This is a genomic window from Coriobacteriia bacterium, from assembly GCA_013334745.1.
In the GTDB taxonomy this organism is placed as follows: Bacteria; Actinomycetota; Coriobacteriia; order Anaerosomatales; family JAAXUF01; genus JAAXWY01.
This window is the reverse complement of sequence record JAAXWY010000021.1, coordinates 14,571-37,698: the sequence shown is the minus strand read 5'-3', so window position 1 is coordinate 37,698 and position 23,128 is coordinate 14,571. Positions and strand designations below refer to the sequence as shown.

Here is a 23,128-nt window from a genome sequence, read left to right as displayed (position 1 = left end):
CGATCTCGCAGGCGACTTCAAAGTCGCCTGCGATGGTGAACGTCTCCCCGCGCGAGGCTGACCCGTACGGGTAGTGCCACGCCGCAACGGTCGCCTCGTCCGACGAGTCACCCGGCAGTGCTGCAAGCGAGTACTGCCCCGCAGCCACGCCGGTCATCTCGTACTCACCGTCCGTACCGATCTGCACCCACTTCGGTGCCCCCCGGTCGTCACCCGAGCGCAACTGCACGTAGCCCGAGAGGCCCGAGCCATCCGGCGCGTGAATCGCGCCTGAAATCGTGAAGCCCGCCGAGAGCGTCGCGTCGATGCCGGCCGTGGCCTCATCGGCGACGACTGTGAGCGTGGTCGCGTTCGCCGACTCGCTCGCCTGCCCATACCAGCCCGCGGCCGTCCGGGCATCCGTGCGCGGCAGGTAGCGGATCTTGTATTCCCCGCCGGGCAGCCCGCTCACGGTGTAGGTTCCCGCAGCGCTCGCCACGCCGTAGTGGATATCTTCCGAGTCAAGCGCATGCGCCTCGACGTAACACTCCATCGGTGTGCCGTCATCCCGTCGGATCTCGCCCGACACAGATGCTCCGGCCGCCAGATCGAAGTCGGCTCTCGTGGTGGTCGTACTCACGGGTAGCGATATCTGAGTCGCGTCGAGAACCGAGGAGGACCCTCCGAGGTACTCCCGTGCGTAGCGTCCCAACCGATTGTTGGGACCGTCGCACTTGAGCAGGTAGATGCCGCCCGGCAGGCTGCCGATGACGTAGGTGCCGTCCTCTGCCGCGAGCGCATCGTCGGTCCATGACCACCGATCGCCGAGGCGTCGGTAGGCGGTCACCTTGGCGCCGGCCAGACCCGTCCCGGCACTCGTGACGCGGCCCACCACGCGGGCCGCAGACGCGAGCTTGAAGTCGATTCCGGTCCGCGTCCTGCCGGCCGTCGTCACGACGAGCTGGCTCGCGTTGAAGGTGTCCTTGCGGAACGGCGTCGACTTGTACCACACGTCGCGATAGCGCCCGCGCGGGTCGTAGGCACGCACGACCGCGACCCCGTACGTGAAGCCGCGGATCGAGTAGTGGCCATGCGAGTCCGTGACCGCGAGCGGCTGGTACTCATAGCCGTAGTAGTCGCCGAGTGCGCCGCCCACCACCTTGATGCCCGAAAGGGGCCGCCCGGCCGAGTCCCGCACCGTGCCGCTGATGCGCCCCGATGGCACGAGCGTGGCGTCGATTCCGACGGTCGCGGTCTCAGCGACACCGACCGGGGAGGCGGATGCGAGGCTGCGCTTCTGCGCGTAGTAGATGGGTAGATACGCCGAGGACAGGTCGCTGAAGAGCAGGGTGTGCGTCGTGTTGGCGTGCACACCCGGTATCGAGTAGCGGCCCCGGGAGTCGGTTGTGGCTTGCACCGCGCTACTTTCGCGCCACGACCAGCTCGTCTGGTTCGCGTAGACTCTGATCCCGCCGAGCCGCGCACCCGTCGTGGAACGCACCGTCCCCGACACCGACACCGTGGGCAGAAGCATCTCGTCGATGGCGGTCGTGGTTGTCCCCAGACTGGCCTCCACCGGCGTCGCCGAGGCGATAGGCGAGCTGGCGGTGCCTTCGGCCGAGAAGAACCCGGGCGAGAACGCACCGGAGTCGTCGTAGAAGTAGACGTCGACGAAACCGTCCTCGAGCACCGGCACCGAGTAGTAGCCCATTTCATCGGTGGTGGTCGCCTCTCGCGACCACGCGCCCCCGGGGGATAGCTCCACCGGCACGCCGTCGTGCGCGCGAAACAGCGCGACCTCCACCCCGGCGATACCGGCCCCAAAGGAGTCTGTCACGCGACCTTCGATCCAGCCGGGTGCCGGTGCGTCGGCGGACGCGGCAGTAGGCACCAGCAGCATCGCAGCGAGCGCGAGTGTTGCGAGCGCGAACAGACCAATCCAGGCGGTGCGGGCGAATCGCCCGTGGTGCGACACAGCAACCCCCGGTCATTGCGTGCGACTCCAGCGTGGTCAGCATACCAGCGGCCACGGCAGGACGGAGTCACGTATGACCGTGAAGACGGATATTCGCGCACCTCATCGGGCATATCCAAGGTCAAGCGCGGGCGATTTCCCGCCGATACACTACTCAGATGCACCGCCGGGGGCGCGTGCAGCGATTGCCTGGAGTCGCCACATGATGAGAGTCCTACGACTTGCGCTGTGCGCCGCGTCGCTGCTGCTCGCCTTGGGTGTGGGTGGAAGCGCCTTCGCACTCGAGCCCCCCACCGAGGCCCAACTCCGACAGTACAAGTCCGACGGCACGCTGGCGAAGCGCATCGCGGCCGCGAAGGCGATCGGCAACGACCGGGTGAGCCCCGATCTCGTGTCAGCATGGAAGGCCAAGTCACTAGCCTCTCAGGGCTTCTATTCGCTGCCCACGCCTCCTCCCAACTGGCGGGGCGGGCTCGGCTCGACGGGGACGCAGAACGCACTCGCTATCTGCATCGACTTCTCGGATGAGCCCGCAGATGTCACCACCGCGACCATCTCCGGTCGACTCGATGGAGTCGCAAACGCAAGCGACCCGTACTACCCCTACGAGAGCCTGCGCGGGTACTACCAGCGCTCGTCGTTCAACCAGCTCGATCTTCGCGTCGACACCTACGGCTGGTATCGCCCCTCCGTACCGCGCACGTCGATCTCGCAGACCGCCATGGGCCGGGAGAACCTGATCGCTGATGCCCTGCGCTACTACGATGCGCGTGGTCTCGACCTGTCGAAGTACGACAACGACCACAACGGCACGGTCGACTTTCTCATGGTGTATTGGATGGGGGACTCCGGTGAGTGGGCGAGCTTCTGGTGGGCGTATCAGACGTCGTGGTGGGCCACCTACCTAACGGTGGATGGAGTACGCCCCGACACCTACACCTGGCAGTGGGTGAGCTCCGGCGAGCAGTCCACGGCCATCCATGAGACCGGGCACGCCCTCGGACTACCCGATCTCTACGACTACGACGGCGGGGTCGGCCCCGACGGGGGCGTCGGCTACTTCGACATGATGGATTCGGCCAACTACGACCACAATACGTTCAGCAAGTGGATGCTCGATTGGCGCACCCCGACGATCGTGAGCGGCTCGGCTCCAAGCGCGCAGTTGCGCCCCGCAGCCACCAGCGGCGACTCGCTGCTCGTCATGCCGGGCGCCAGCGTGGCGAATATGTTCTCGGAGGCATTCGTCGTCGAGAACCGCCAGCCGACCGGCAACGATAAGGGCATGTCCTACCTCACGGGGACCAGCCCAGGACTGACCATCTGGCATCTCGATTCGAGGCTCAACACGTACGGCACCGACTTCGCCTGGGACAACTCCGAGACCGCGCACAAGTATCTCGCGGTCGAGGAGGCCGACGGGCTCGGCGAGATATCACGGGACCTGTCATTCGACGTCGACGACACGTGGCGGACCGGCTCGGCGTTCTCACCACGTAGCAACCCTTCGAGCGCCCGATACGACGGCTCGACGTCCGGCGTGGTTGTCGACTCGATCACCTTCGCCGCAGGGGTTGCCTCGCTGCGTGCGTACATCGAGGGCCTCACCGACACAACGGCGCCGGTCACGACGGCGACGCCCACTCCGGCCAACGCCTTCTCGGGATGGAACCGCACCGACGTCTCGGTCGCGCTCTCGGCCACCGATGACTCCAGTGGTGTCGTGTGGACCCGCTATCGACTCGGTGAGTCCGCCGAGCAGACCTACACAGTCGGCACGCCGATTCTCTTCTCCACCGAGGGCACCACGACGCTGCGCTATCGATCGCAGGACGCCTCCGGCAACACCGAGGCCACCAGGACCGCGACGGTGCGTATCGACAAGACGCCACCCACCACCCCCGCACCCACGCTGCGCGACTTCTACCAGGCCGGACTCGCGACCGTAGTGCCGCTTGCCCCGACCGACGGACACTCGGGTGTCGCGACGACCTACTGGCGCGTCATGCCCGGCGGTACCTTCTCGGCAGGTGCGACGGCGACCATCAACAAGCCCGCAGGCCAGTACTCGCTCGAGTACTACTCGGCGGACATCGCCGGCAATGTGGAGACGACCCACGTGGCCAGCTTCTCGGTCATCAGCGACACCACGCCGCCGCACACGACAAGCGATGCTGTCGCAAGCTACGACACCTCCGCGAACATCACGCTCACGGCGACCGACACCCAGCTGGGCGTCCAGCGCACCACGTGGTCGCTCGATGGCACCACGGGAAGTGGGCGACTCGTCACGACCTCGAAGTTTGGTCCGCACACTCTGCAGTTCTGGTCGGTCGATCACGCCAGCAACACCGAGTCACCCTCGACGGCGACGTTCTTCGTCAACGATGTCACCCCACCGACGGTTACGTCGAACGCCGTTTCGAACTACACCGACTTCGCGATTATCCAACTCGTCGCCGCTGAGGACGCGAACGGCAGCGGCCTCGCCTCGCTACGCTGGCGCCTGGACGCCGAAGCCACGCAGACGGCGGTCGCTTCACGGATAGCGGTCACCAGCTCGACGGGCGGCGATCACGTCCTGCGGTTCTGGTGCGTCGACAAGGCCGGCAACTCGTCCGCTGCGCAAAGCGCGGCGTTCCACATCGTCGCCCCCACGGCGTTCGTGATTCCGCGGATCCCCTCACCGGTGACGATGGGCAGCGCCATGACGCTGTCGGCCCGCATCGACACCGCGGCAGCAAGCGGGCCCGCGATGGGCGCGCCGGTATGGCTGGAGTTCAGCAACTCCGGCGGATGGTCACGCGCGACGCCGGAGACCGCGTATGCCGCAGCTGATGGCAGCTTCTCGTTCACGTTCGTGCCGTGGAAGAGCGCGACCTATCGGCTGCGCACAGCTCCCGGCGCCACGATCCGCGAAGGCACCAGCTCGCAGTTCGTGCTCGGTGTGCTCGCTCGAGTGACACGCCCCTCGGCCCCGCGCTCACCCCGTGCGAACCGCACATTCTCGGTGACGGGGTCGATCTACCCCGTGTCGAAGCGCAGCGCCGTCGTGAAGTGGTACCGGGTCTCAGGAAGCACCAAGCGCTTCTACAGGAGTCAGACGGTGACGGTCACCTCGGCGGGCCGATGGACTGCGAAGCGCAAGCTGCCGAAAGGCTACTGGGCCGCTCGCGTGTTCTACGCCGACACACTCAAGGTCACCACGACCGGCGCATACCGCACGTTCCGCGTCAGGTAACAGATGAGTCCCCCTGCGATTCACAGAGGGACTCACGAAGAATCTGGTGCCCCCAAGGGAATTCGAATCCCTGTTGCCGCCTTGAAAGGGCGGAGTCCTTGGCCGCTAGACGATGGGGGCCTATTCGCACTGGTGGGCCGTCGGGGGATCGAACCCCGGACCTTGGGATTAAAAGTCCCCTGCTCTACCAACTGAGCTAACGGCCCGAACACTGCCGCTGTTCATGTCGCTGCACAGGGCAGGCGACAGTGTATCGGCTGGCTCCGAGCGGGTCAAACCGCACCTCTGGTACCATGAACGCCGCCGAGACGAGGGGGTTTGACGCATGGGTTTCGAGTTGGGCGAGTGGGCATACGTGGCGGTCGTGATCGTCGGTTCACTCCTTGCCGGATTCGTCATCGACCTCGGGTTCACCGCGATTCTCGGCCATGATTCCGGTCCCGCTGCACGGCCCCGCGTCGCACTTGCCAACGCCCTGCGCGGACAATACGAGGTCTGGGCCGTTCTGCTCGGCGTGGCGATCTTCAAGCCCTTCCACTTCCTGGAGCCAAAGGCGCTCGAGTGGACCTCCCGCATCATCATCGTGGTCGCGGTTCTGTCGGTGACCGTGTTCTTCGCGCGGCTCGCGGGCAAGCTCATTCGCGCGTACCTCGCCAAGGACAGCGTCAACGCGCCGAGCGGCACGATCTTCGTCAACCTCGCGCGGCTCGTGATCTGGGCGATCGGCCTGACGTTCGTGCTTGGTGCGCTGGGGGTGCAGATCGGCCCGCTGGTGGCTTCGCTCGGTGTCGTTGGGATCGCCGTGTCGCTCGGCCTGCAGGACACGCTTGCGAACTTCTTCGCAGGGCTGCAGGTCACGCTGTCGCGCCAGATCCAGCCGGGTCAGTACATCAGGCTCTCCACGATGCAAGAGGGTCTGGTCATGGATGTGACCTGGCGAAACACCACGCTGCTCGCGCCGAGCAACGACCTTCTCATCATCCCCAACACCGTGATCGCGACCACGCTCGTCACGAACTTCACCGCCGACGACGAGGAGCACATCGAGCCCGTGCCCTTCACCGTCACCTACGGAAGCGACCTCGACGAGGTCAAGCGGATCGCCGTGAAGGTCGCGCGCGCGGTCCGCAAAGCGCACGCCGAGGCGATCGACGACTTCGAGCCGGTCTGCACGTTTCGCGCGTTCGGACCCGAGGGCATCTCGGCGGCTGTCACGATTCGCGTGACTCGCTTCCAGGACCGCCTGCCGGTCGTATCAGACCTCATCGAGCAGCTGCATCACGAGCTTGCGGAGTCCGCAGACGTCGAACTCGCAACGGGTCTAAGCGTCTCCGCCAAGCCGCTCGCCTAGCGATCCCCGCTAGCAGCGCCCCGCGACGCGGTCGGCGATGACGCGCGCCATGTCGTGCAGCGGCACCACCTCGGTCGCCGCGCCCATCTCGGAGGCGGCACGCGGCATCGACGGCATGAACGCCGTGTCCTCGGACTGCGCGAGCGTCACTCCCCCGGCTCGGCGGATCGACAGCATCCCGAGCGCCCCGTCGCTCCCCATACCCGTGAGCAGCACGCCGAGCACCCCGTGCCCGAACAGCGCGGCCGCCGAGCTCATCAGGAAGTCGATCGAGGGCACGTGCATGACGTCGGCGAAGTCGCGCTCGAGCGTGATGATGGGCGCGGCAAGCGTGCCGCGGATGCGCATGTGCTTGCCCGCCGGCGCTACGTAGATGCGCCCCGCCGAGAACGGCTCGCCGCTGCGTGCTTCGGCCGCCGGCATCGCGCACTCACCGTCCAGCCGGCTCGCCCAGAACTCGGTCGCGCCCTCCGACATGTGCTGGCACACCGCAATCGGTGCCGAGAAGTCCGCGGGCAACGCCGCGAGCACCGACTCGATCGCAGACGGCCCACCGGCCGACGCGCCGATGACGACGGCCTCGAGCGGGCCTCCGCCGGCGGGTACGCCGTAGGCGCTTTCGTCGCGTCGCCGAGGCGAGCTGCCGTATGTGTCTCCCGGGTGCTTCGTGGCGCCGCCTAGTGGCGGAAGTGGCGGTTGGGGCCGCCCGTGAACACGAGCGCCATGCCGGCCTTATCGGCGGCCTCGATCGTGAGCTCATCACGCATCGAACCACCGGGCTGGATGACGGCGGTCACGCCGGCCTCGGCGCACACCTCGAGCGAGTCCGGGAACGGCATGAACGCGTCGCTCGCGGCGACTGCACCCTTCGCGTTCTCGCCCGCAGCCGTCACGGCGATGCGCGCGGAGTTCACGCGGTTCATCTGGCCGGCTCCCACGCCCACGCTCACGAAGTCCTTCGCCAGCAGAATCGCGTTGGACTTCACGGACTTGGCGACCTTCCAGGCGAAGAGCATCTGCTCCATCTCATCGGCGGTGGGCTGGCGCTTCGAGACGACCGTGAAGGTGGCCGGATCCTCGGAGACGGAGTCCGACTCCTGGATGAGCATGCCGCCCTCGATGGCGCGCGACTCGTAGTGGCCGCCCACGGGGCGCATGCCGCCGGTCTTGAGCACACGGACGTTGGCCTTCGTGGAGAGCAGCTCGAGGGCACCCGGCTCGAAGTCCGGCGCGATCATGACCTCGACGAACTGCTCGTTGGCGAGGATGCGCTCGACGAGCGACGCCGGCACCGTGCGGTTGAACGCCATGACGCCGCCGAACGCGCTGACGGTGTCGACCGCCCACGCCTTCTGGTACGCGGTGGTGATGTCGTTGTCCACGCAGGTGCCGCACGGGTTGGCGTGCTTGATGATCACGCATGCGGGCTTTTCGGTGAACTCGCGCACAGCGGTCCAAGCGGCATCGGTGTCGAGGAAGTTGTTGTACGAGAGTTCCTTGCCCTGGAGCTGCTCGGCGAGGGCGAGCGTGTGCTCCTTGGCGTCGATGAAGCGGTAGACCGCAGCGCTCTGGTGCGGGTTCTCGCCGTAACGCAGGTCCTGCTGCTTGAGGAGGCGGAAGCGGACCTCCTCGGGGAACTGCGTCTGCTTGTAGCCCGAGAGGTACATCCAGATCGCCGAGTCATACGTGCTCGTCTTCGCGAAGACGGCGGTCGCGCAGGCGCGGCGCGTCTCGAGCGTGGTCGCACCGCCGTTGGCGCGCATCTCGGTGAGGATCGCGTCGTAGCTATCAGGCTCGGTGACCACGGTGACGCTCGCGAAGTTCTTCGCAGCCGAGCGGAGCATCGACGGGCCGCCGATGTCGATGTTCTCGATGGCATCGGCCTCGGTCACACCCTCCTTGGCGATAGTCGCCTCGAAGGCGTACAGGTTCACGCACACCAGGTCGATCATGCCGATGCCGTGCTCGTCAGCGGCGGCCATGTGCGCGGGCACGTCGCGACGAGCGAGCAGCCCGCCGTGAACGCGAGGGTGCAACGTCTTGACGCGGCCGTCCATCATCTCGGGAAAGCCGGTGAGGTCGTCGATGGGACGAACCGGCACGCCAGCATCGGCCAGCGCTTTGGCTGTGCCGCCGGTCGAGACGATCTCGACGCCGAACTCGTCGACGAGTGCTCGGCAGAACTCGACCACGCCGCTCTTGTCGGTGACCGACACGAGTGCGCGCTTGATTGAGACGTTGGACATCGCTGATGACCCCCTGCTCGTGGAATCGAACGGTGATCGGCCGCCGCACGACGGCCGAGTGACTCACGAGGTGATTGTAGCGTTTCGGGAACCGCGCGCGACCGAGGATAGGGTGTGCAGTTCGTACTCCCGCGGCGCGACCCTCACGAGCCGCCCGTCCGTGCGTCGACGCGCGACCTCAACCAGTGTCATGCGGGTGATGATCGCTTCATCAGCGGGTAGACGAGGCTTGCGCCGTGGCCTGGCACGCTCGCCTTCCCTGCCGCTGGCAACGAACGCTCTTCGACTGCGCTGCCAGTCTGTCCATTCGACAACACGACTCATCTAGCGGCCTGCCTCTCCCATAGCAGTCGCGAGCGCGGCTGTGACGTCTTCTTCATGCGCGCGCAGGCGCAGGTAGTCGGTGTCGAGATCCTCGGCCACGGCGAGCAGCCGAGCTGCCCACTGGCACGAGTCGGCATCCTGCCAGTGCACGCACGCCGCGAGTCGATCGACGACGAGGTCCTCGATCCCAAGAACGTGCGCGGTCGCCCCTCCGATTCTGAGCAGGACGCAGTGGCTGAGTTCCGCAGGTCCCAGCGACGACCCCGGGACCTCGAGCACCAGGCCGAGCGCTGTGTCGAACCAGTGCCGCCCGGTACGCTCAAACCCCCACGACTCCAGGACCTGGCCGATCGGCTCCGATGCGCCGGCGAGATCGATGTCGACAGTCGTGTAGCCTCCGGCCGTGTAGAACTCCACCGCGTGGCCGCCCACCACCACTGGCGCAGGCCATCCAAGCGCCTCCACTCCGCTAGTCAGCATCGCGACGAACGTCAGGCGACGCTCGAGCGGGTCGGCGAGCTCCAGGAGCGCCGAGTCAAGCGCCGAGCGCTCGAGCAGGAAGCCGGACTCGCCCGCAAGCAATCCCCCGCTTGCCGTGGGCGACAGTGAGCGGTACGGGGCGGCCGATAGCCACCCTTCGAGATCGCTCCGCCTGACTCGCCACAGGCGCCCCACTTTGAGCGCAGGCAGGTCGCCGGCGCGCACCTTGTTGTACACGGTACGTTCCGTCACGCCGAGGTACTGCGCGACCGAGGTGATATCCATCAGCTCTTCCATGCGACTAGCGTAGCACCGATAGGTTTCTATAGGAAAACATCGGAAAATCCGTCGTGGTCTCTGAGCCTCCGTAAACACGAAGGCCGGCCCCTTGTGGGACCGGCCTCCGGCTGTGCGCGGGATGCGAAGAGCCGCTACTTGAGCTGCTTCCACTCCCCGTCCGTGACCTGGTACTGCGAGATGATCTGCTGCTTGTTGTCTCCGTTGGCGTCAAATGCGATCTGACCGGTGACACCATCGAGCATGCTACCCCGGACCGCTGCCACGACGGCGGCACGGTCGGCGCCCGCATCCATGGCGGCGTTCATGACGAGCCATGCGGCATCGTATGCGTAGCTGTCGTAGGCCTGCGGCTCCTCACCGAACTTCGCCGTGTACTTCTCGGTGAACTCGGCGCCCTTGGGCTGCTGGTCGAGTGGGAGGCCTAGAGCCGTGGCGATGTCGCCTTCAGCGTTGGCCTTGCCGGCGATCTTCACGAAGTCGGCGGCATAGATCATGTCGCCGCCGATGAGCGGAACCTTCAGGCCGGCTTCCTTGGACTGCTTCGAGAGCAGCGCGCCCTGGTTCAGGCCGCCTGCGTAGTAGATCGCCTCGGGCTTCTTGCCCTTCATGCGGGTGACGATGGCGCCGAAGTCGACGTCATTGGCCTGCACGTGCTCTTCCATGACGACGGTGCCGCCCGCGGCGGTGAATGCCTTGACGAACTGCTCGGCGAGGCCCTGTCCGTACGGCGTCGAGTCGTCGATGACGGCAACGTTCTTCAGGCCGAGCTTGGTCGCGACGAGCTCGCCCGCGGCAGCGCCCTGCGCGTCATCCTTCGCGACCACGCGGTTAACGTTGGGCAGACCGGCGGCCGTGAGGGCCGGGTTGGAGCTCACCGTGACCATCGCGAGCTTGGCGCGGTTGTAGACCGGAGATGCCGGGATCGAGCAGCCCGAGTTGAAGTGGCCGACGATACCGACGACCGATGTGTCGCTCACGAGCAGGTTCGCGACGTTGACGGCCTGCTTGGGGTCGCCCATGTCGTCCTCGGCACGAAGCTCGAAGGTCATGCCTGCGGTCTTGGCGGCCTCAGAGGCGTTGACCTCCTCGATCGCGAGTTCCACGGCGCGCTTCATGCCCTGGCCGTAGATCGCGTTGTCGCCGGTAAGCGGTGCTGCGAAGCCGACCTTGACGGCCTTGGCCTCGGCCGGCGCTCCCGGCTCGGTCGTGGCTGCCGGCTTCGAGCACCCGGTCATCATCGTCGCGCCGAGCGCCACGACCGCCGCAACCACCGCGAACTTGCGGATTGCATACTGCATGCGGATTCCTTCCCCTAGTCCTATGGCGCCTGCATAAGGGTCACCAGCGGGTGAATATACCAGCAGGTGCTATGCAACTCCATGTGGATTCGAAAGCGCAGCGATTCACTCACCTACGATTCGCAGGTACACTGCGCAGAGCGCTGGCGTGGCGTCTCGAGACCTAGCCCCAGACGTCGTCGAAGAACGCTCTGACCTGCGCGAAGACGGCACCTCCGCGCCCCCGGATAGCCACCGCGCCCCCGAAGGCATTTGAGAGGAACGCTTCATCGGCCGCCTCGAAACGCTCCCACGAGACAGGTTCGCGACGAACCTCCAGGCCGATTGCCGCAGCCCGCTGAGCGATGAACGCCGCGGAGACGCTTGGGATGGCCGGCGGCGCCGGTGGCGCGATGATGCATCCGCCCTCAACGATCCACACACACGAGGTGGAGCCGTCGACGACCAAACCGTCGGGGTCAACGATGACCGCCTGGTGAGCGCCGGCGGCCTCCGCGATGCGGTGCGCCCCGTCCCACCAGGAGCGGTCGTAGGGCTTGGCGGGGCCGGGTGGAAGCGGAGGCGAATCGGCGGCCGCAACACGAGCAGCCAGCGGCCCGTTGGGCACGTCGAGTGAGCTCAGGCGCTGCGCAACCTCCACCGTCAGCTCGCCCTCGGGCGTCACCGACAGTGTGAGCCGAGCGCGCTTGGTCGCGACATCCTCCCAGCCGGCGGCCGCGTGTGCGACCTCGCGGTCCGCGCGCTCGAGCAGCGCCTCGCCACACCCGCCCGCTGCGAGCCGTTCGCGATGCCAGCGCCACAGAGGTACCGTGCCGCTGGCCACTCGGCAGGTCTCGCGCAACGCGCGTGGCGGCACCCGACCGAGCAGCGGCGCGGTCTTGAGCACGCTCTCGTCCCACTCGGCGAGCGCGTCCGACTCCACCGTGATGCCGCATCCGGTCCCGTACCTCACGACCCGCGTGCCCGCTGGCTGCTGAACAGGCCCCAGTTCTGCCGTGCGGATGAGCACCGACGAGTCGAGTTCACCCGGCACCGCGACCACGAGCGACCCGGTGTACGCCCCACGGGGCGATCCCTCGAGTCGGTCGATGTGCTCCATCGCCGCGACCTTCGGTGCGCCGGTCACTGAGCCGCAGGGAAACGTCGCTTCGAGCAGGTCGGACACGGTCGCGTCGGCGCGCATGAGGCCGCGCACGCTGCTCACCATCTGGTGGCAGTATGCAGTCGACTCCAACGCGAACAGCGGCTCGACCCGCACGCTGCCCGACTCACACACGCGTCCCAAGTCGTTGCGCTCGAGGTCGACGATCATCACGTGCTCGGCGCGCTCCTTCGTGCAGGCCGCTAGTTCCGCCGCGATCTCCGCATCGGCGCCGGAGTCGCGTCCGCGCGGGCGCGTGCCCTTCACCGGTGCGATCTCGACCTCATGGCCCACGAGGCGCACGAAGCGCTCGGGCGATGCCGAGACGATCGCACTGCCGTCCTGCGCCACCCAAGTCGCGGACATCGAAGCCGGTGCGGTCTTGTCCATCGCGCGCCACAGCTCATGGGGCGCACGTGAGGTCGTTGCGCTAATGCGCCGCGTCAGGTTGAGCACATAGACGTCGCCCGCGAGAATCGCCTCCCGGGTCGCCTCCACCGCCGAGACGAACGCGGCCTGGTCGAGATCGGTCGCAGCATCGGTCACGAGCGCACCGGGAGCCGTCACGGAGCCACCGCCGCGTGCGCCGTCGTCGCGTCGCCCGGCGTGCTCAGCGGCGGCGAGGGCGGGCACCAGTGGGACCGCGGGCACGCTGTCCGCGTCCCCCCACGCGCGCCAGCCGTCGGCGCAGCGCACGAAGCCGCGGCGGTACAGCGCCCATCGGCAGTCACCCGTGTAGGGCAGCTGCGCCACGGCAAGCACGGGCTCGGCGGCGTCCAGCGCTCGCGTGAGCACCTCACCGGCGGCCGCGAGTGAGCCGGATCCGCTGCCGGGCGCACTGCCGGTCTCATCGGGATCGTAGGCGACGAGCGTGGTGCCGCCGAACCAGCCTGCAGCGGAATCAGGCGACAGCGCGAGCGGAGAGCGGCCCTCGAGCACGGCGAGCCAGTCGGCCGGTTCGACCTCGGGGCCTGCGACAATCGGCCCGAACGCGCGAAGCGCCGACCTCATCGCGCGGCGATCTTCACCTTGCGGCCGATGATCTCGACGCGGCCATCGGCGATCCAGCCCAGCACGCGCGGATACATCTCATGCTCGACGGCGTGGATCTTGGCCTCGAGGGTCTCGATGGTGTCGTCCTCGGCGATCACGACGGGTTCCTGCGCGATGATTGCGCCTTCGTCAAAGACCTCGTTGGCGATGTGTACGGTCACGCCGGTCACCTTGACGCCGTAGGCCCAGGCATCGTGGATGCCGTTTGCACCCGGGAAGCTCGGTAGCATCGCCGGGTGGATGTTGAGCACGTGGTTGGGGAAGAAGTCGAGGACTTCTCGGCCGAGAAGGCGCATGTAGCCGGCCATGACGACCCAGTCGACGCCGTGGTTGCGCAGCACGTCGCGGATTTCGGCGTTGTAGGCGCGCGGCGAATCGAACGAGCCGCGGTCGACGAAGACCGCGTCGATGTCGTGCTTGCGCGCGCGGTCGAGCCCTCGGGCCGAGGCATGGTTGCTGATGACGACGCCGACCTGCGCGTCGAGACGCCCCGCATCGATCGCATCGATGATCGCCTGCAGATTGGTGCCGGAGCCGCTGATGAGTACGCCAAGCCGAATGGTCATCGGTAGCGCACCTTCCCCTCGCCGCTGACGATCTCACCGACCTCGAAGACCTGCTCTCCCGCCGCGCGAAGTACTGCGGCGGCTTCGGGCGCTGCTTTCGCATCGAGCACGACCATCATGCCGATCCCCATGTTGAACGTCTTGTACGCCTCGTCCTCGGGCAGCGCGGCCGCTTCGACCGCGAGTTCGATGACGCGCGGCACCGGCCACGAGCCGCGGGCGACGAGCGCATCGGCGTTCTCGGGCAGCACGCGGTCGAGGTTCTCGGTGATACCGCCGCCGGTGATGTGCGCGAGCGCCTTGACGGGCACGCCCGACTCGAGCAGCGCCTTCACTGCGGACACGTAGATGCGCGTAGGCGTGAGCAGCGCGGCCCCGAGGGTCTCGCCACCCAGATCCACGCGCGGGAGCGTCAGCTCGGCCTCATGGCCGTCAACGAGGACCTTGCGCACGAGCGAGAAGCCGTTGGAGTGCAGTCCGCTCGATGCAAGGCCCAGCACGACGTCGCCGGGGGCCACCGTCGAGCCGTCGATCATCTTGGGGCGATCGACGACACCCACGCAGAAGCCCGACAGGTCGTAGTCACCAGGCTCCATGACGTCGGGGTGCTCGGCCATCTCCCCGCCGATGAGTGAGCAGCCTGCCTGCCTGCAGCCCTCGGCGATGCCTTCGACGACGCTGCCCACGAGCTCGCTATCGAGCTTGCCGATCGCGACGTAGTCGAGGAAGAACAGCGGCTCGGCGCCGGTGACGATGATGTCGTTCGCGCACATGGCGACGAGGTCGATGCCGACCGTGTCGTGCTTGCCGAGCTTCTGCGCGAGCAGCAGCTTCGTGCCCACACCGTCGGTGCCGCTAACCATCACGGGGTCGTCCATACCCTTGAACGCCGCCGCCGAGAACAACCCGCCGAACCCGCCGATGTCACCGATGACCTCGGGACGGTAGGTGGACTTGACCGCGGCCCGAATCCTGTCGACCGCGCGCCCTCCCTCTGCGGTGTCGACGCCGGCGTCGCGGTAGGTGATCGGGGTGCGTTCGTCAGTCACAGGGCTCTCCTGTCAGCAGCGCTCGAGTGCGAGCTTGCCGGACTTCACGGACTCAGGGATCTCGATGGGGTACTTGCCGTCGAAGCACGCGAGGCAGAAGTCGTCCTTGCTCGTGCCGGTCGCCGCCACCATCGAATCGAGCGAAAGATACGCGAGCGAGTCGGCGCCGATGTGCTCTCGAATCTCTTCGACGGTCTTCGTCGCGCCGATGAGCTGCTCCTGCGTATCGGTGTCGATGCCGTAGAAGCACGGCCACACGACCGGCGGCGAGGTGATGCGCATGTGCACCTCGGCCGCGCCAGCCTCGCGCAGCAGCGCGATGAGCTTCTTGGTGGTGTTCCCACGCACGATCGAGTCGTCGACGACCACGAGCCGCTTGCCGCGAATCGCGTGCTTGAGCGGGTTGAGCTTCAGCCGGATGCCCTGCTGGCGGATCGTCTGACTCGGGCTGATGAACGTGCGCCCCACGTAGCGATTCTTCGCGAGGCCCTCGCCGTACGGCAGGCCGCTCTCGTGCGCGAAACCGGTCGCAGCCGGGATGCCGGAGTCCGGTACGCCGATGACGAAGTCCGCGTCGGCCGGCGCTTCGTGGGCAAGCGCCTCGCCCATCCGACGGCGCGCCTCATACAGCGAGCAGTCGCCGAACTCGGAGTCGGGACGCGCGAAGTAGACGTACTCGAACATGCACAACGACGACTTGCCGGCGGGCACGGCCTGCTCGGCCTCGACGCCGTTGGCGCTGATCTTGATCATCTCGCCGGGGGCGATGTCACGCACGGACTCCGCACCCACGATATCGAGCGCGCACGTCTCGCTTGCGACGATCCAGCCGCGATCGTCGAGCTTGCCGAGCACGAGCGGGCGAACGCCGCTCGGATCGCGGAACGCGTAGACGGCGTTCTCCGTGGTCAGAACGACCGAGTAGGCGCCCTTGATGAGCTTCATCGTCTCGCGGATGCCCTCGCGAATATGGCCGGTCTTCTGTGTGAAGTAGCCCACTAGCGTGGTCATGACCTCGGAGTCGGTGGTCGAGCGGAAGCGGATGCCCTGCACGACGAGCGCGTCGCGAAGTTCCGCGGTGTTGACGAGGTTGCCGTTGTGCGCGAGAGCGATGACCTGGTGTCCGATCGCCGAGAGGTGCGGCTGCGCGTTCTCCCAGGCGGTGGACGAACCGGTCGTCGAGTAGCGCGTGTGGCCGATGGCGACGTCGCCGGGCAGCGAGTCGAGGTCGCTTTCCTTGAAGACGCGAGAAACCAGGCCGAGGTTCTTGGTGACTGTGACGGTGTCGTTGTCGCCCACCGCGATGCCGGCGGACTCCTGTCCGCGGTGCTGGAGGGCGTGCAGCCCGAAGTACGTCAGCCGCGCGACATCCTCACCGGGAGCGTATACGGCGAATACCCCGCACGCTTCTTCGGGGCGATCAGGGCGCTCTTCGAGGAGCTGGTCCTCGGCGGGATCACGCATCATGCGAATGAAATGCCTCACGTCGCACGGGAAGGGCGGGAACGCGCGTAGTCTAGCACGGAATCGACCCGGCTGTGGTCGCGCACGCGGCCTTACCCGCCGTGAACGAGCCGCTCGAGAGTGGGCTCGAATGCCGCCGCCAGGTCAGCCACAGGGATATCGAGCCGCTCGCAGATCGAGAGCGAATCGCCGCCCACGGTGCCGATGACGCTGTAGGGCACCTGATGGTTGAGCAGACACGTCACGAACTCCTCGGCGTCGGGCTCCGCCACCGTCACCACGATGCGCGACTGCGTCTCGCCGAAGAGCGATGCCGCGGGATGCAGGTCGTCGTGCAGGTGGACGTCTGCGCCGATACGCCCGGCGATGCAGCACTCGGCCAGCGAGACCGCGATGCCGCCCTCGGAGCAGTCGTGCGCGCTCTTCACGAGACACGCGCCAATCGCCTCGCGGATGACCTCCTGCACGTCGTGCTCGAGCTCGAGGTCGAGCGCCGGCGGGCGTCCCGCAACCATGCCATGCGCGATCTTGAGGTACTCGCTGCCGCCAAGTTCCTCAAGCGACTCGCCGAGCAGGAAGACCACATCGCCGGCGTCCTTGAAGCAGGCGGTGGCGTGCTTGGTCACGTCGTCCATGACGCCCACGAGACCGACGGTAGGCGTCGGGTAGATCGGCGAGCCGAACGACTCGTTGTAGAAGCTGACGTTGCCGCTGATGACCGGGATCCCCCACGCCTTACAGGCATCCGAGAGACCGCGGATGGCCTCGTAGAAGGTCCAGAACACCTCAGGCTTCTCGGGATTGCCGAAGTTGAGGCAGTCGGTGATCGCTGCCGGCTCGCCGCCCGCGCACGCGACGTTGCGCGACGCCTCCGCGAGCGCGATCTGCGCACCTACGTACGGGTCGAGGTAGCAGTAGCGGCCGTTGCAGTCCGATGAGACCGCGATCCCGCGGCCGTCCTCGCCGATGCGCAGCACGGCGGCATCACTGCCCGGCAGCACCACGGTGTTGAGGATGACCTGGTGGTCGTACTGCTCCCATATCCAGCGACGCGAGCAGATGTTGGGACTTGCCAGCAGCTGCAGGAGGGTGGCGCTCAGCTCGGGCTTCTCGGTGGGAAGAGCGAGTGTCATCGGGTCGAACGCCTGCGTCTCGTCGAGGTACGCCGGGCGCGTCATTGCGGGGTCGTAGATCGGTGCGTCGCCCGCGAGCGTTGAGGCGGGCATATCGGCAACGACCTCATCGCCGGCGCGCACGACGAAGCGGCTGGTCTCGGTCACCGTACCGATGACGGTGGAGCGCAGGCCCCACTTCGTGCAGATGGCCTGCGCGGCGTCGAGGTTCTCGGGGGTGAGGACCGCGACCATGCGCTCCTGCGACTCCGAGACCATGAACTCGAACGGCTTCATCTCGTCTTCGCGCGCGGGGATCTTCTCGACGTCGATGTCGACGCCCATGCCGCCGCGGTCGGCCATCTCCGAGATACAGCTGGTCAGGCCTGCTGCGCCGCAGTCGCCCAGGCCCACGAGGAGCTTGCCACTGAGCAGCTCGAGGCATGCCTCGATGAGCAGCTTCTCCTCGAACGGGTCGCCGACCTGCACGGCCGGGCGCTTGTCCTCGGCACGCTCGTCGAACTCCTGGCTCGCGAGCACAGAAGCGCCGCCGATACCGTCTCGGCCGGTCGTCGAGCCGATGAGCAGCACGAGGTTGCCGGGGCCTGAGGCCGTGGCTCGGATGATCTCTTCCTCGCGCATGACGCCAATCGACATGGCGTTGATGAGGCAGTTGCCCTCGTAGGCTTCCTCGAAGTAGACCTCGCCGCCCACAGTGGGGACGCCGAGGCAGTTGCCGTAGCCGCCGATACCGGCGACCGAGCCTTCGAAGAGGTAGCGCTGACGCGGCTTGTCGAGCGTGCCGAAGCGAAGCGAGTTGAGCGAGGCAATGGGACGCGCGCCCATCGTGAAGATGTCACGGATGATCCCGCCGACGCCGGTCGCCGCGCCCTGGTAGGGCTCGATGGCGCTCGGGTGGTTGTGCGACTCCATTTTGAAGGCGACCGCCCAGCCATCACCCACGCCGATGACGCCGGCGTTCTCGCCCGGACCCTGGAGTACGTGCGGCCCGTCGTTGGGGAACATGCGCAGGGCCTTGCGCGAGTGCTTGTAGCTGCAGTGCTCGCTCCACATGAGCGAGTACATGTAGAGCTCGGTCACCGTCGCATGCCTACCGAGAATCTCGACGACCTTGCCGTACTCCTCGAGCTTGAGCCCGAGTTCGACGGCGAGTGTGTTGGCGATGTCCTCGGACAGGGGCGCGATGGTGATCACGAAGGCTCCTTGGGGGTTCGTGGCGGCGTTGCGCCCATTGTAGCCGAGCGGTCACGACCACAGCCTACCAAGCAGGCGCCGTTTGAGCGCGAACGGCTAACCGCCCGACGAGAAGAGCTGCTTGAGCTCCGCCTCCCGCTCGTTCTTGGCGAGAATCAGCAGCTCATCGCCCGCGTTGAGCACTGTATCGCCGCGAGGTACCACGACGCCTGCCTCGGACACGATGACCATAACCTGACAGCCTTCCGGCAGTCTCAGGTCCGCAAGCCGCTTGCCTACGACGTCTGAATCGCCCGGAAGCACGACCTCATCGATGACCATGTTGTCTGCCTTGAGCTGCAGCATCGTGACGATGTCGCCCAGGCTCACGTGACGCAGGACCTCGGCCATGATCGCGGTGTTGCTCACAGGGATGTCCACACCGAAGCGGTCGTTGAACAGCCACGCATTGTCGCCGTTGTTGATGCGCGCGATGGTCTTGGCCGCACCGTACTCGTACTTGCCGAGCAGACACACCACGAGGTTGTCCTCGTCGTGACCGGTCGCGGCAACGATCGCGTCGGCCGAGCGGGCGTTGGCCTCGTCGAGCACGTACGGCTCGTCGCCGTCGCCGCAAATGATGGTGACCTTGGGGAGCTTCTGGGTGAGCACTTCGCAGCGCTCGGGGTTCACCTCGACGACGGTGACGGTGTCACCGGACTCCGAAAGCGATTTGGCGAGGCTCGCTCCTACTTTTCCCCCGCCGATGATGACTGTGTTCACGACATCCTCCTTAGGGGTTGGTCATGCTCTCGAAGCGGCTCATCGCCGATGTCAGCACGGCAACTTCTATCACGTCGCCGTCTTGGAAGATCTCGTGCGTCGTCGGCATGAACGAGCTGCCGGCACGCACGATGGCCACCGGCATGATCTCGGTGGGGCTCGTCAGATCGCTCACCGAGCGGCCTGCGAGCCTCGGCGGGATCGACACCCGCACGAGCTGGACCTCGCCACCGCCGAGACTGACGTCGCGAACCGTGTGCTGGAACATGACAAGCGACACGATCTCATTGCTCGCCCACGCCACCGACGACACCGTCTGAATGCCCAGGCGTCGGTAGATCTCGGCTCGGCGAGGATCGAAGATGCGCGCTACGACCTTCGGCACCCGATACATCTCACGCGCAATCGTCGCCGCGACCACGTTGGAGTTGTCGCCGCTCGTCACGGCGACGAACGCGTCCGAGCGTGCGATCTGCGACTTCTCGAGCACGTCGCGGTCGAAGATCATGCCGCGCACGGTCTCACCGCGATACATCTTGCCGAGCCGTCGAAACGCTCCGGGGTCCTTGTCGATGACGACGACGTCGTTGCCCCCCGTCTCGAACTGGTTCGCGAGCAGTGCGCCGACTCTGCCGCACCCTCCGATAATCACTCTCATGGCTCAGCCCTTCTCAAGCGGGTAGAACTTGCGAACAAAGAACTTCCGGATCTCGTCGGCGACGAACAGCAGCGGCACCATCGCAAGCAGGATCACCCAGTCGATTACACCAAGCGGTCCGTGTTCGAAGATGCTCTGGAACGGCTCCACGTAGATCAGGATGTTGATGATGATCATCTCGATCAGGATGCCCCACATCAGGAACTTGTTGGAGAACAGACCGATCTTGAATACCGATTCCCGATTTGTGCGCTGCGCGAACGCATTGCCGATCTGCGTGGTGACGACCGAGGCGTGAGTCATGGTCGTGGCAGACGCATAGATGGGGCCTGATGCCGCCATCGCTCCCACTCCGGCGGCAAACGTCCAGCCGTCGTGGAGCATGTAGTAGGAGAAGAACGCAGCCATGGCGGCGATGCCCTGGATGCCGCCGAGGAAGAACATCGAGCGCCACAGCAGACGCCCGTTGAGCATGCGCTCTGTGCGGGCGCGCGGCGGGCGCTTCATGATGCCCGGCTCGGCGGCCTCGGTACCCAACGCGAGAGCCGGGATCATGTCGGTGCCGAGGTCGATGGCGAGGATCTGCATGACCGTCAACGCGAGCGGCACCTTGAAGAGCACGAAGAAGATGAACGGCAGCAGCTCGGGAACGTTGCTCGCAAAGATGTAGCCCACGAACCGTCGGATGTTGTCGTAGACCGCGCGCCCTTCTTCAATGGCATGCACGATCGACGCGAAGTTGTCGTCGGTCAGAATCATGTCCGCGGCTTCTTTCGCCACGTCCGTACCGGCGATACCCATTGCGACGCCGATATCGGCGACCTTGAGCGCTGGCGCGTCGTTGACACCGTCGCCCGTCATCGCGACGACGTTGCCCATGTCCTTGAGTGCTTGGGCGATGCGCATCTTGTGCTCGGGCGAAACGCGCGCGAACAGCACGTCGCCGGCGTCGAGCGCCTCCCGTAGGCCCTCATCGGAGAGGTCGTTGAGCTCGTTGCCCGTGAGGATGCGGGCCTTATCGGCCTTGACGATGCCGATACGCCTTGCAATCGACTCGGCGGTCAGCCCGTAGTCGCCGGTGATCATGATGATGCGGATGCCGGCGGTGTGGCACTCCTGGACCGCGACGGCGACCTCCTCACGCGGCGGGTCCATCATCGCCATGAGCCCAACGAACACGAGATTGCGCTCGGTCGTCTCGGGCGAGTAGTCGTTCTCGTCGTCGGCGATCGGCCGATACGCCGTCGCGAGTACCCGCAGCCCGTCTCGGGCGAACGCGTCGTTTTGGGCGATGATCGCCTCGCGTTGCGCCGAGCCGATCTCAACCGCTCCATCGGCGGTTTGGATGTGTGTGCACAGGTCGAGGACCTCGCGCGGCGCCCCCTTTACGTACGCGGTACGAGCACCCGCCGCCAGATAGATGGCGGACATCCGCTTGCGGACCGAGTCGAACGGCAGCTCGAACACGCGCTTGATGCGGGTGGTCTCGACATCAACGTCGAACCCGGCCTTCCTCGCCGCTACAAGCATCGCGGCTTCGGTCGGGTCGCCAAGGATGGTCCAGGCGTCGCTGCCACCGTTGGGGGCCAGTAGTCGCGCGTTGTTGCACAATGCCGCTGCAGTCACGAGGCGCATCACGGACGCGTTCTGCGTCGCATCGAGCGGCGTGCCGCCGCGCGAGAACTCGCCAACGGGCTCGTAACCACCGCCCGACACGTCGAATGTCATGCCATCGGTCCAGGCGCCGGTTACCGTCATCTCGTTCTTGGTGAGCGTGCCCGTCTTGTCGGTGCAGATGACCGTGGTGCAGCCGAGCGTCTCAACGGAAGACAGCTTCTTGATGAGGGCATGACGCTGGGCCATGCGCTGCACGCCCATCGCGAGCGAGAGGGTCACCGTGGGAAGTAGGCCTTCGGGAACGAGCGCCACGATGATGCCGATCGAGAAGACGAAGCCTTCGATCAGGCTCAAGCCACCAAGGTAGTAGCCCATGAAGAAGAAGCTCACGCCAATCGCGGTCGCGATGATGGCGACGGTCTGCGTGACCTTCTCCATCTCCTTCTGCAACGGGCTGAGCTCTGACTCGACACTCTGCGTCAGCTCGGCGATCTTCCCGAACTGAGTGTCCATCGCGGTTGCGAACACGACCGCACGCCCGCTGCCGTATGCAACCGACGTGCCCGCGAACACGAGGTTGGGCATCTCGAGTTCGGTCAGTTTGTCGTCGTCATGGGCCATCGCGCTCTTTCGCACCGGCTCCGACTCGCCCGTGAGCGTCGCGTTGTTGGTGCGCAGCTCGAACTCCTCGATGAGGCGCGCATCCGCCGAGATGGCGTCGCCCTCCTCGAGCAACATCAGGTCGCCGGGCACCAGGTCGGCTGCGAGGATCTCGCACGCGGCGCCGTCTCGGATGACCTTCGCCTTGTGCGGGATCATCTTCTTGAGGGCCTCGGTGGCCTTGCCGGCCTTGAACTCCTGCCAGAACGAGAAGATGGCGTTGATGAAGATGACCGCGAAGATGGCCCAACCCAGTTGCGGCATGTCGGCGACGAAGGCGAGCCCGCCGCCGACCCACAGCATGATCGCGAACAGGTGATAGAAGTTCTCCAGGAACTTCAGGATGAGGGGTCGGCCCTTGATCTCGCGGATCTCATTGGGGCCGTACTCGGTGAGGCGTCTAGCCGCCTCGTCCGACGTGAGTCCCGCTTCGGAGGTCTGCATCGCCTCCAGTACTTCCGCTCGGGTCTGCCCCGAACACTCGCCACCACCGCAGAGAGCTCGTCGCTCATTCATGCCTGTCGCGCCTCGAGTTTCCGGCAGCCGCACGGGCCGCCTTTTCGCGGGTAACCCCCGTACAGTTCCCGCACGCTGCGCAAACTCCTGCATTAACTATCGGCGTAGCGAGCGACAATTG

15 protein-coding genes and 2 tRNA genes are annotated in these 23,128 nt (G+C 66.3%); 2 read left to right on the top strand and 15 right to left on the bottom strand.

Going from position 1 to position 23,128, the window contains the following annotated elements; all coding sequences use genetic code 11:
- Positions 1–1,954, bottom strand: a 1,954-nt coding sequence (locus tag HGB10_06870; protein ID NTU71524.1) for a carboxypeptidase regulatory-like domain-containing protein, incomplete at its 3' end; no start/stop codon positions are given.
- Positions 1,955–2,156: 202 nt separating this feature from the next.
- Between HGB10_06870 and HGB10_06865 the strand changes: the two genes are divergently transcribed.
- Positions 2,157–5,195 carry a M6 family metalloprotease domain-containing protein gene (locus HGB10_06865; GenBank protein ID NTU71523.1) on the top strand — a complete coding sequence of 1,013 codons (3,039 nt, stop codon included), beginning with the start codon at positions 2,157–2,159 and terminating at the stop codon, positions 5,193–5,195.
- A 44-nt stretch (positions 5,196–5,239) separates the two neighbouring features.
- Here HGB10_06865 and HGB10_06860 read toward each other — a convergent pair.
- Together HGB10_06860 and HGB10_06855 are read right to left on the bottom strand one after the other, a co-directional pair.
- Positions 5,240–5,315: transfer RNA gene (locus HGB10_06860), tRNA-Glu, on the bottom strand.
- A 10-nt stretch (positions 5,316–5,325) separates the two neighbouring features.
- A tRNA-Lys gene (locus HGB10_06855) sits at positions 5,326–5,401 on the bottom strand.
- 119 nt (positions 5,402–5,520) lie between these two features.
- On the opposite strand from HGB10_06855, the gene HGB10_06850 reads away from it, so the two are divergent.
- Complete coding sequence (locus tag HGB10_06850) at positions 5,521–6,546, top strand: mechanosensitive ion channel (GenBank protein ID NTU71522.1); 1,026 nt, start codon at positions 5,521–5,523, stop codon at positions 6,544–6,546.
- Positions 6,547–6,555: 9 nt separating this feature from the next.
- On the opposite strand, the gene HGB10_06845 is transcribed toward HGB10_06850, so the two are convergent.
- The 12 genes from HGB10_06845 to HGB10_06790 all read right to left on the bottom strand — a co-directional run bounded on the left by HGB10_06845 (position 6,556) and on the right by HGB10_06790 (position 23,007).
- Complete coding sequence (locus tag HGB10_06845; protein ID NTU71521.1) at positions 6,556–7,116, bottom strand: chemotaxis protein CheB; 561 nt, start codon at positions 7,114–7,116, stop codon at positions 6,556–6,558.
- Between the two features lie 107 nt (positions 7,117–7,223).
- The gene (gene purH, locus HGB10_06840; protein NTU71520.1) at positions 7,224–8,792 is read right to left on the bottom strand and encodes a bifunctional phosphoribosylaminoimidazolecarboxamide formyltransferase/IMP cyclohydrolase; all 1,569 of its coding nucleotides are present in this window, start codon (positions 8,790–8,792) and stop codon (positions 7,224–7,226) included.
- A 324-nt stretch (positions 8,793–9,116) separates the two neighbouring features.
- A complete protein-coding gene (locus HGB10_06835) occupies positions 9,117–9,881 on the bottom strand; it encodes a helix-turn-helix domain-containing protein (GenBank protein NTU71519.1) in 765 nt (254 codons plus the stop codon).
- A gap of 146 nt (positions 9,882–10,027) precedes the next feature.
- Entirely contained in the window at positions 10,028–11,194 is a 1,167-nt protein-coding gene (locus tag HGB10_06830) for a branched-chain amino acid ABC transporter substrate-binding protein (protein NTU71518.1), read from the bottom strand.
- A gap of 163 nt (positions 11,195–11,357) precedes the next feature.
- Positions 11,358–13,346 carry a hypothetical protein gene (locus HGB10_06825; protein ID NTU71517.1) on the bottom strand — a complete coding sequence of 663 codons (1,989 nt, stop codon included), beginning with the start codon at positions 13,344–13,346 and terminating at the stop codon, positions 11,358–11,360.
- Positions 13,343–13,954 (bottom strand): phosphoribosylglycinamide formyltransferase, encoded by a 612-nt coding sequence (locus tag HGB10_06820; GenBank protein NTU71516.1) that lies wholly within the window; start codon positions 13,952–13,954, stop codon positions 13,343–13,345. Before HGB10_06820 ends, HGB10_06825 begins: the two co-directional genes overlap by 4 nt.
- Entirely contained in the window at positions 13,951–15,003 is a 1,053-nt protein-coding gene (locus HGB10_06815; GenBank protein NTU71515.1) for a phosphoribosylformylglycinamidine cyclo-ligase, read from the bottom strand. The genes HGB10_06820 and HGB10_06815 overlap by 4 nt, the downstream gene beginning before the upstream one ends.
- A gap of 12 nt (positions 15,004–15,015) precedes the next feature.
- Positions 15,016–16,467: an amidophosphoribosyltransferase gene (locus HGB10_06810; GenBank protein NTU71514.1), complete on the bottom strand. Its 1,452-nt coding sequence runs from the start codon at positions 16,465–16,467 to the stop codon at positions 15,016–15,018.
- A 92-nt stretch (positions 16,468–16,559) separates the two neighbouring features.
- Complete coding sequence (purL, locus tag HGB10_06805; protein ID NTU71513.1) at positions 16,560–18,764, bottom strand: phosphoribosylformylglycinamidine synthase subunit PurL; 2,205 nt, start codon at positions 18,762–18,764, stop codon at positions 16,560–16,562.
- A gap of 126 nt (positions 18,765–18,890) precedes the next feature.
- The gene (locus tag HGB10_06800) at positions 18,891–19,556 is read right to left on the bottom strand and encodes an NAD-binding protein (GenBank protein NTU71512.1); all 666 of its coding nucleotides are present in this window, start codon (positions 19,554–19,556) and stop codon (positions 18,891–18,893) included.
- Between the two features lie 10 nt (positions 19,557–19,566).
- Positions 19,567–20,214, bottom strand: a complete 648-nt coding sequence (locus tag HGB10_06795; protein ID NTU71511.1) for a TrkA family potassium uptake protein — start codon at positions 20,212–20,214, stop codon at positions 19,567–19,569.
- Positions 20,215–20,217: 3 nt separating this feature from the next.
- Positions 20,218–23,007: a cation-transporting P-type ATPase gene (locus HGB10_06790; GenBank protein ID NTU71510.1), complete on the bottom strand. Its 2,790-nt coding sequence runs from the start codon at positions 23,005–23,007 to the stop codon at positions 20,218–20,220.
- Positions 23,008–23,128: the final 121 nt, after the last annotated feature.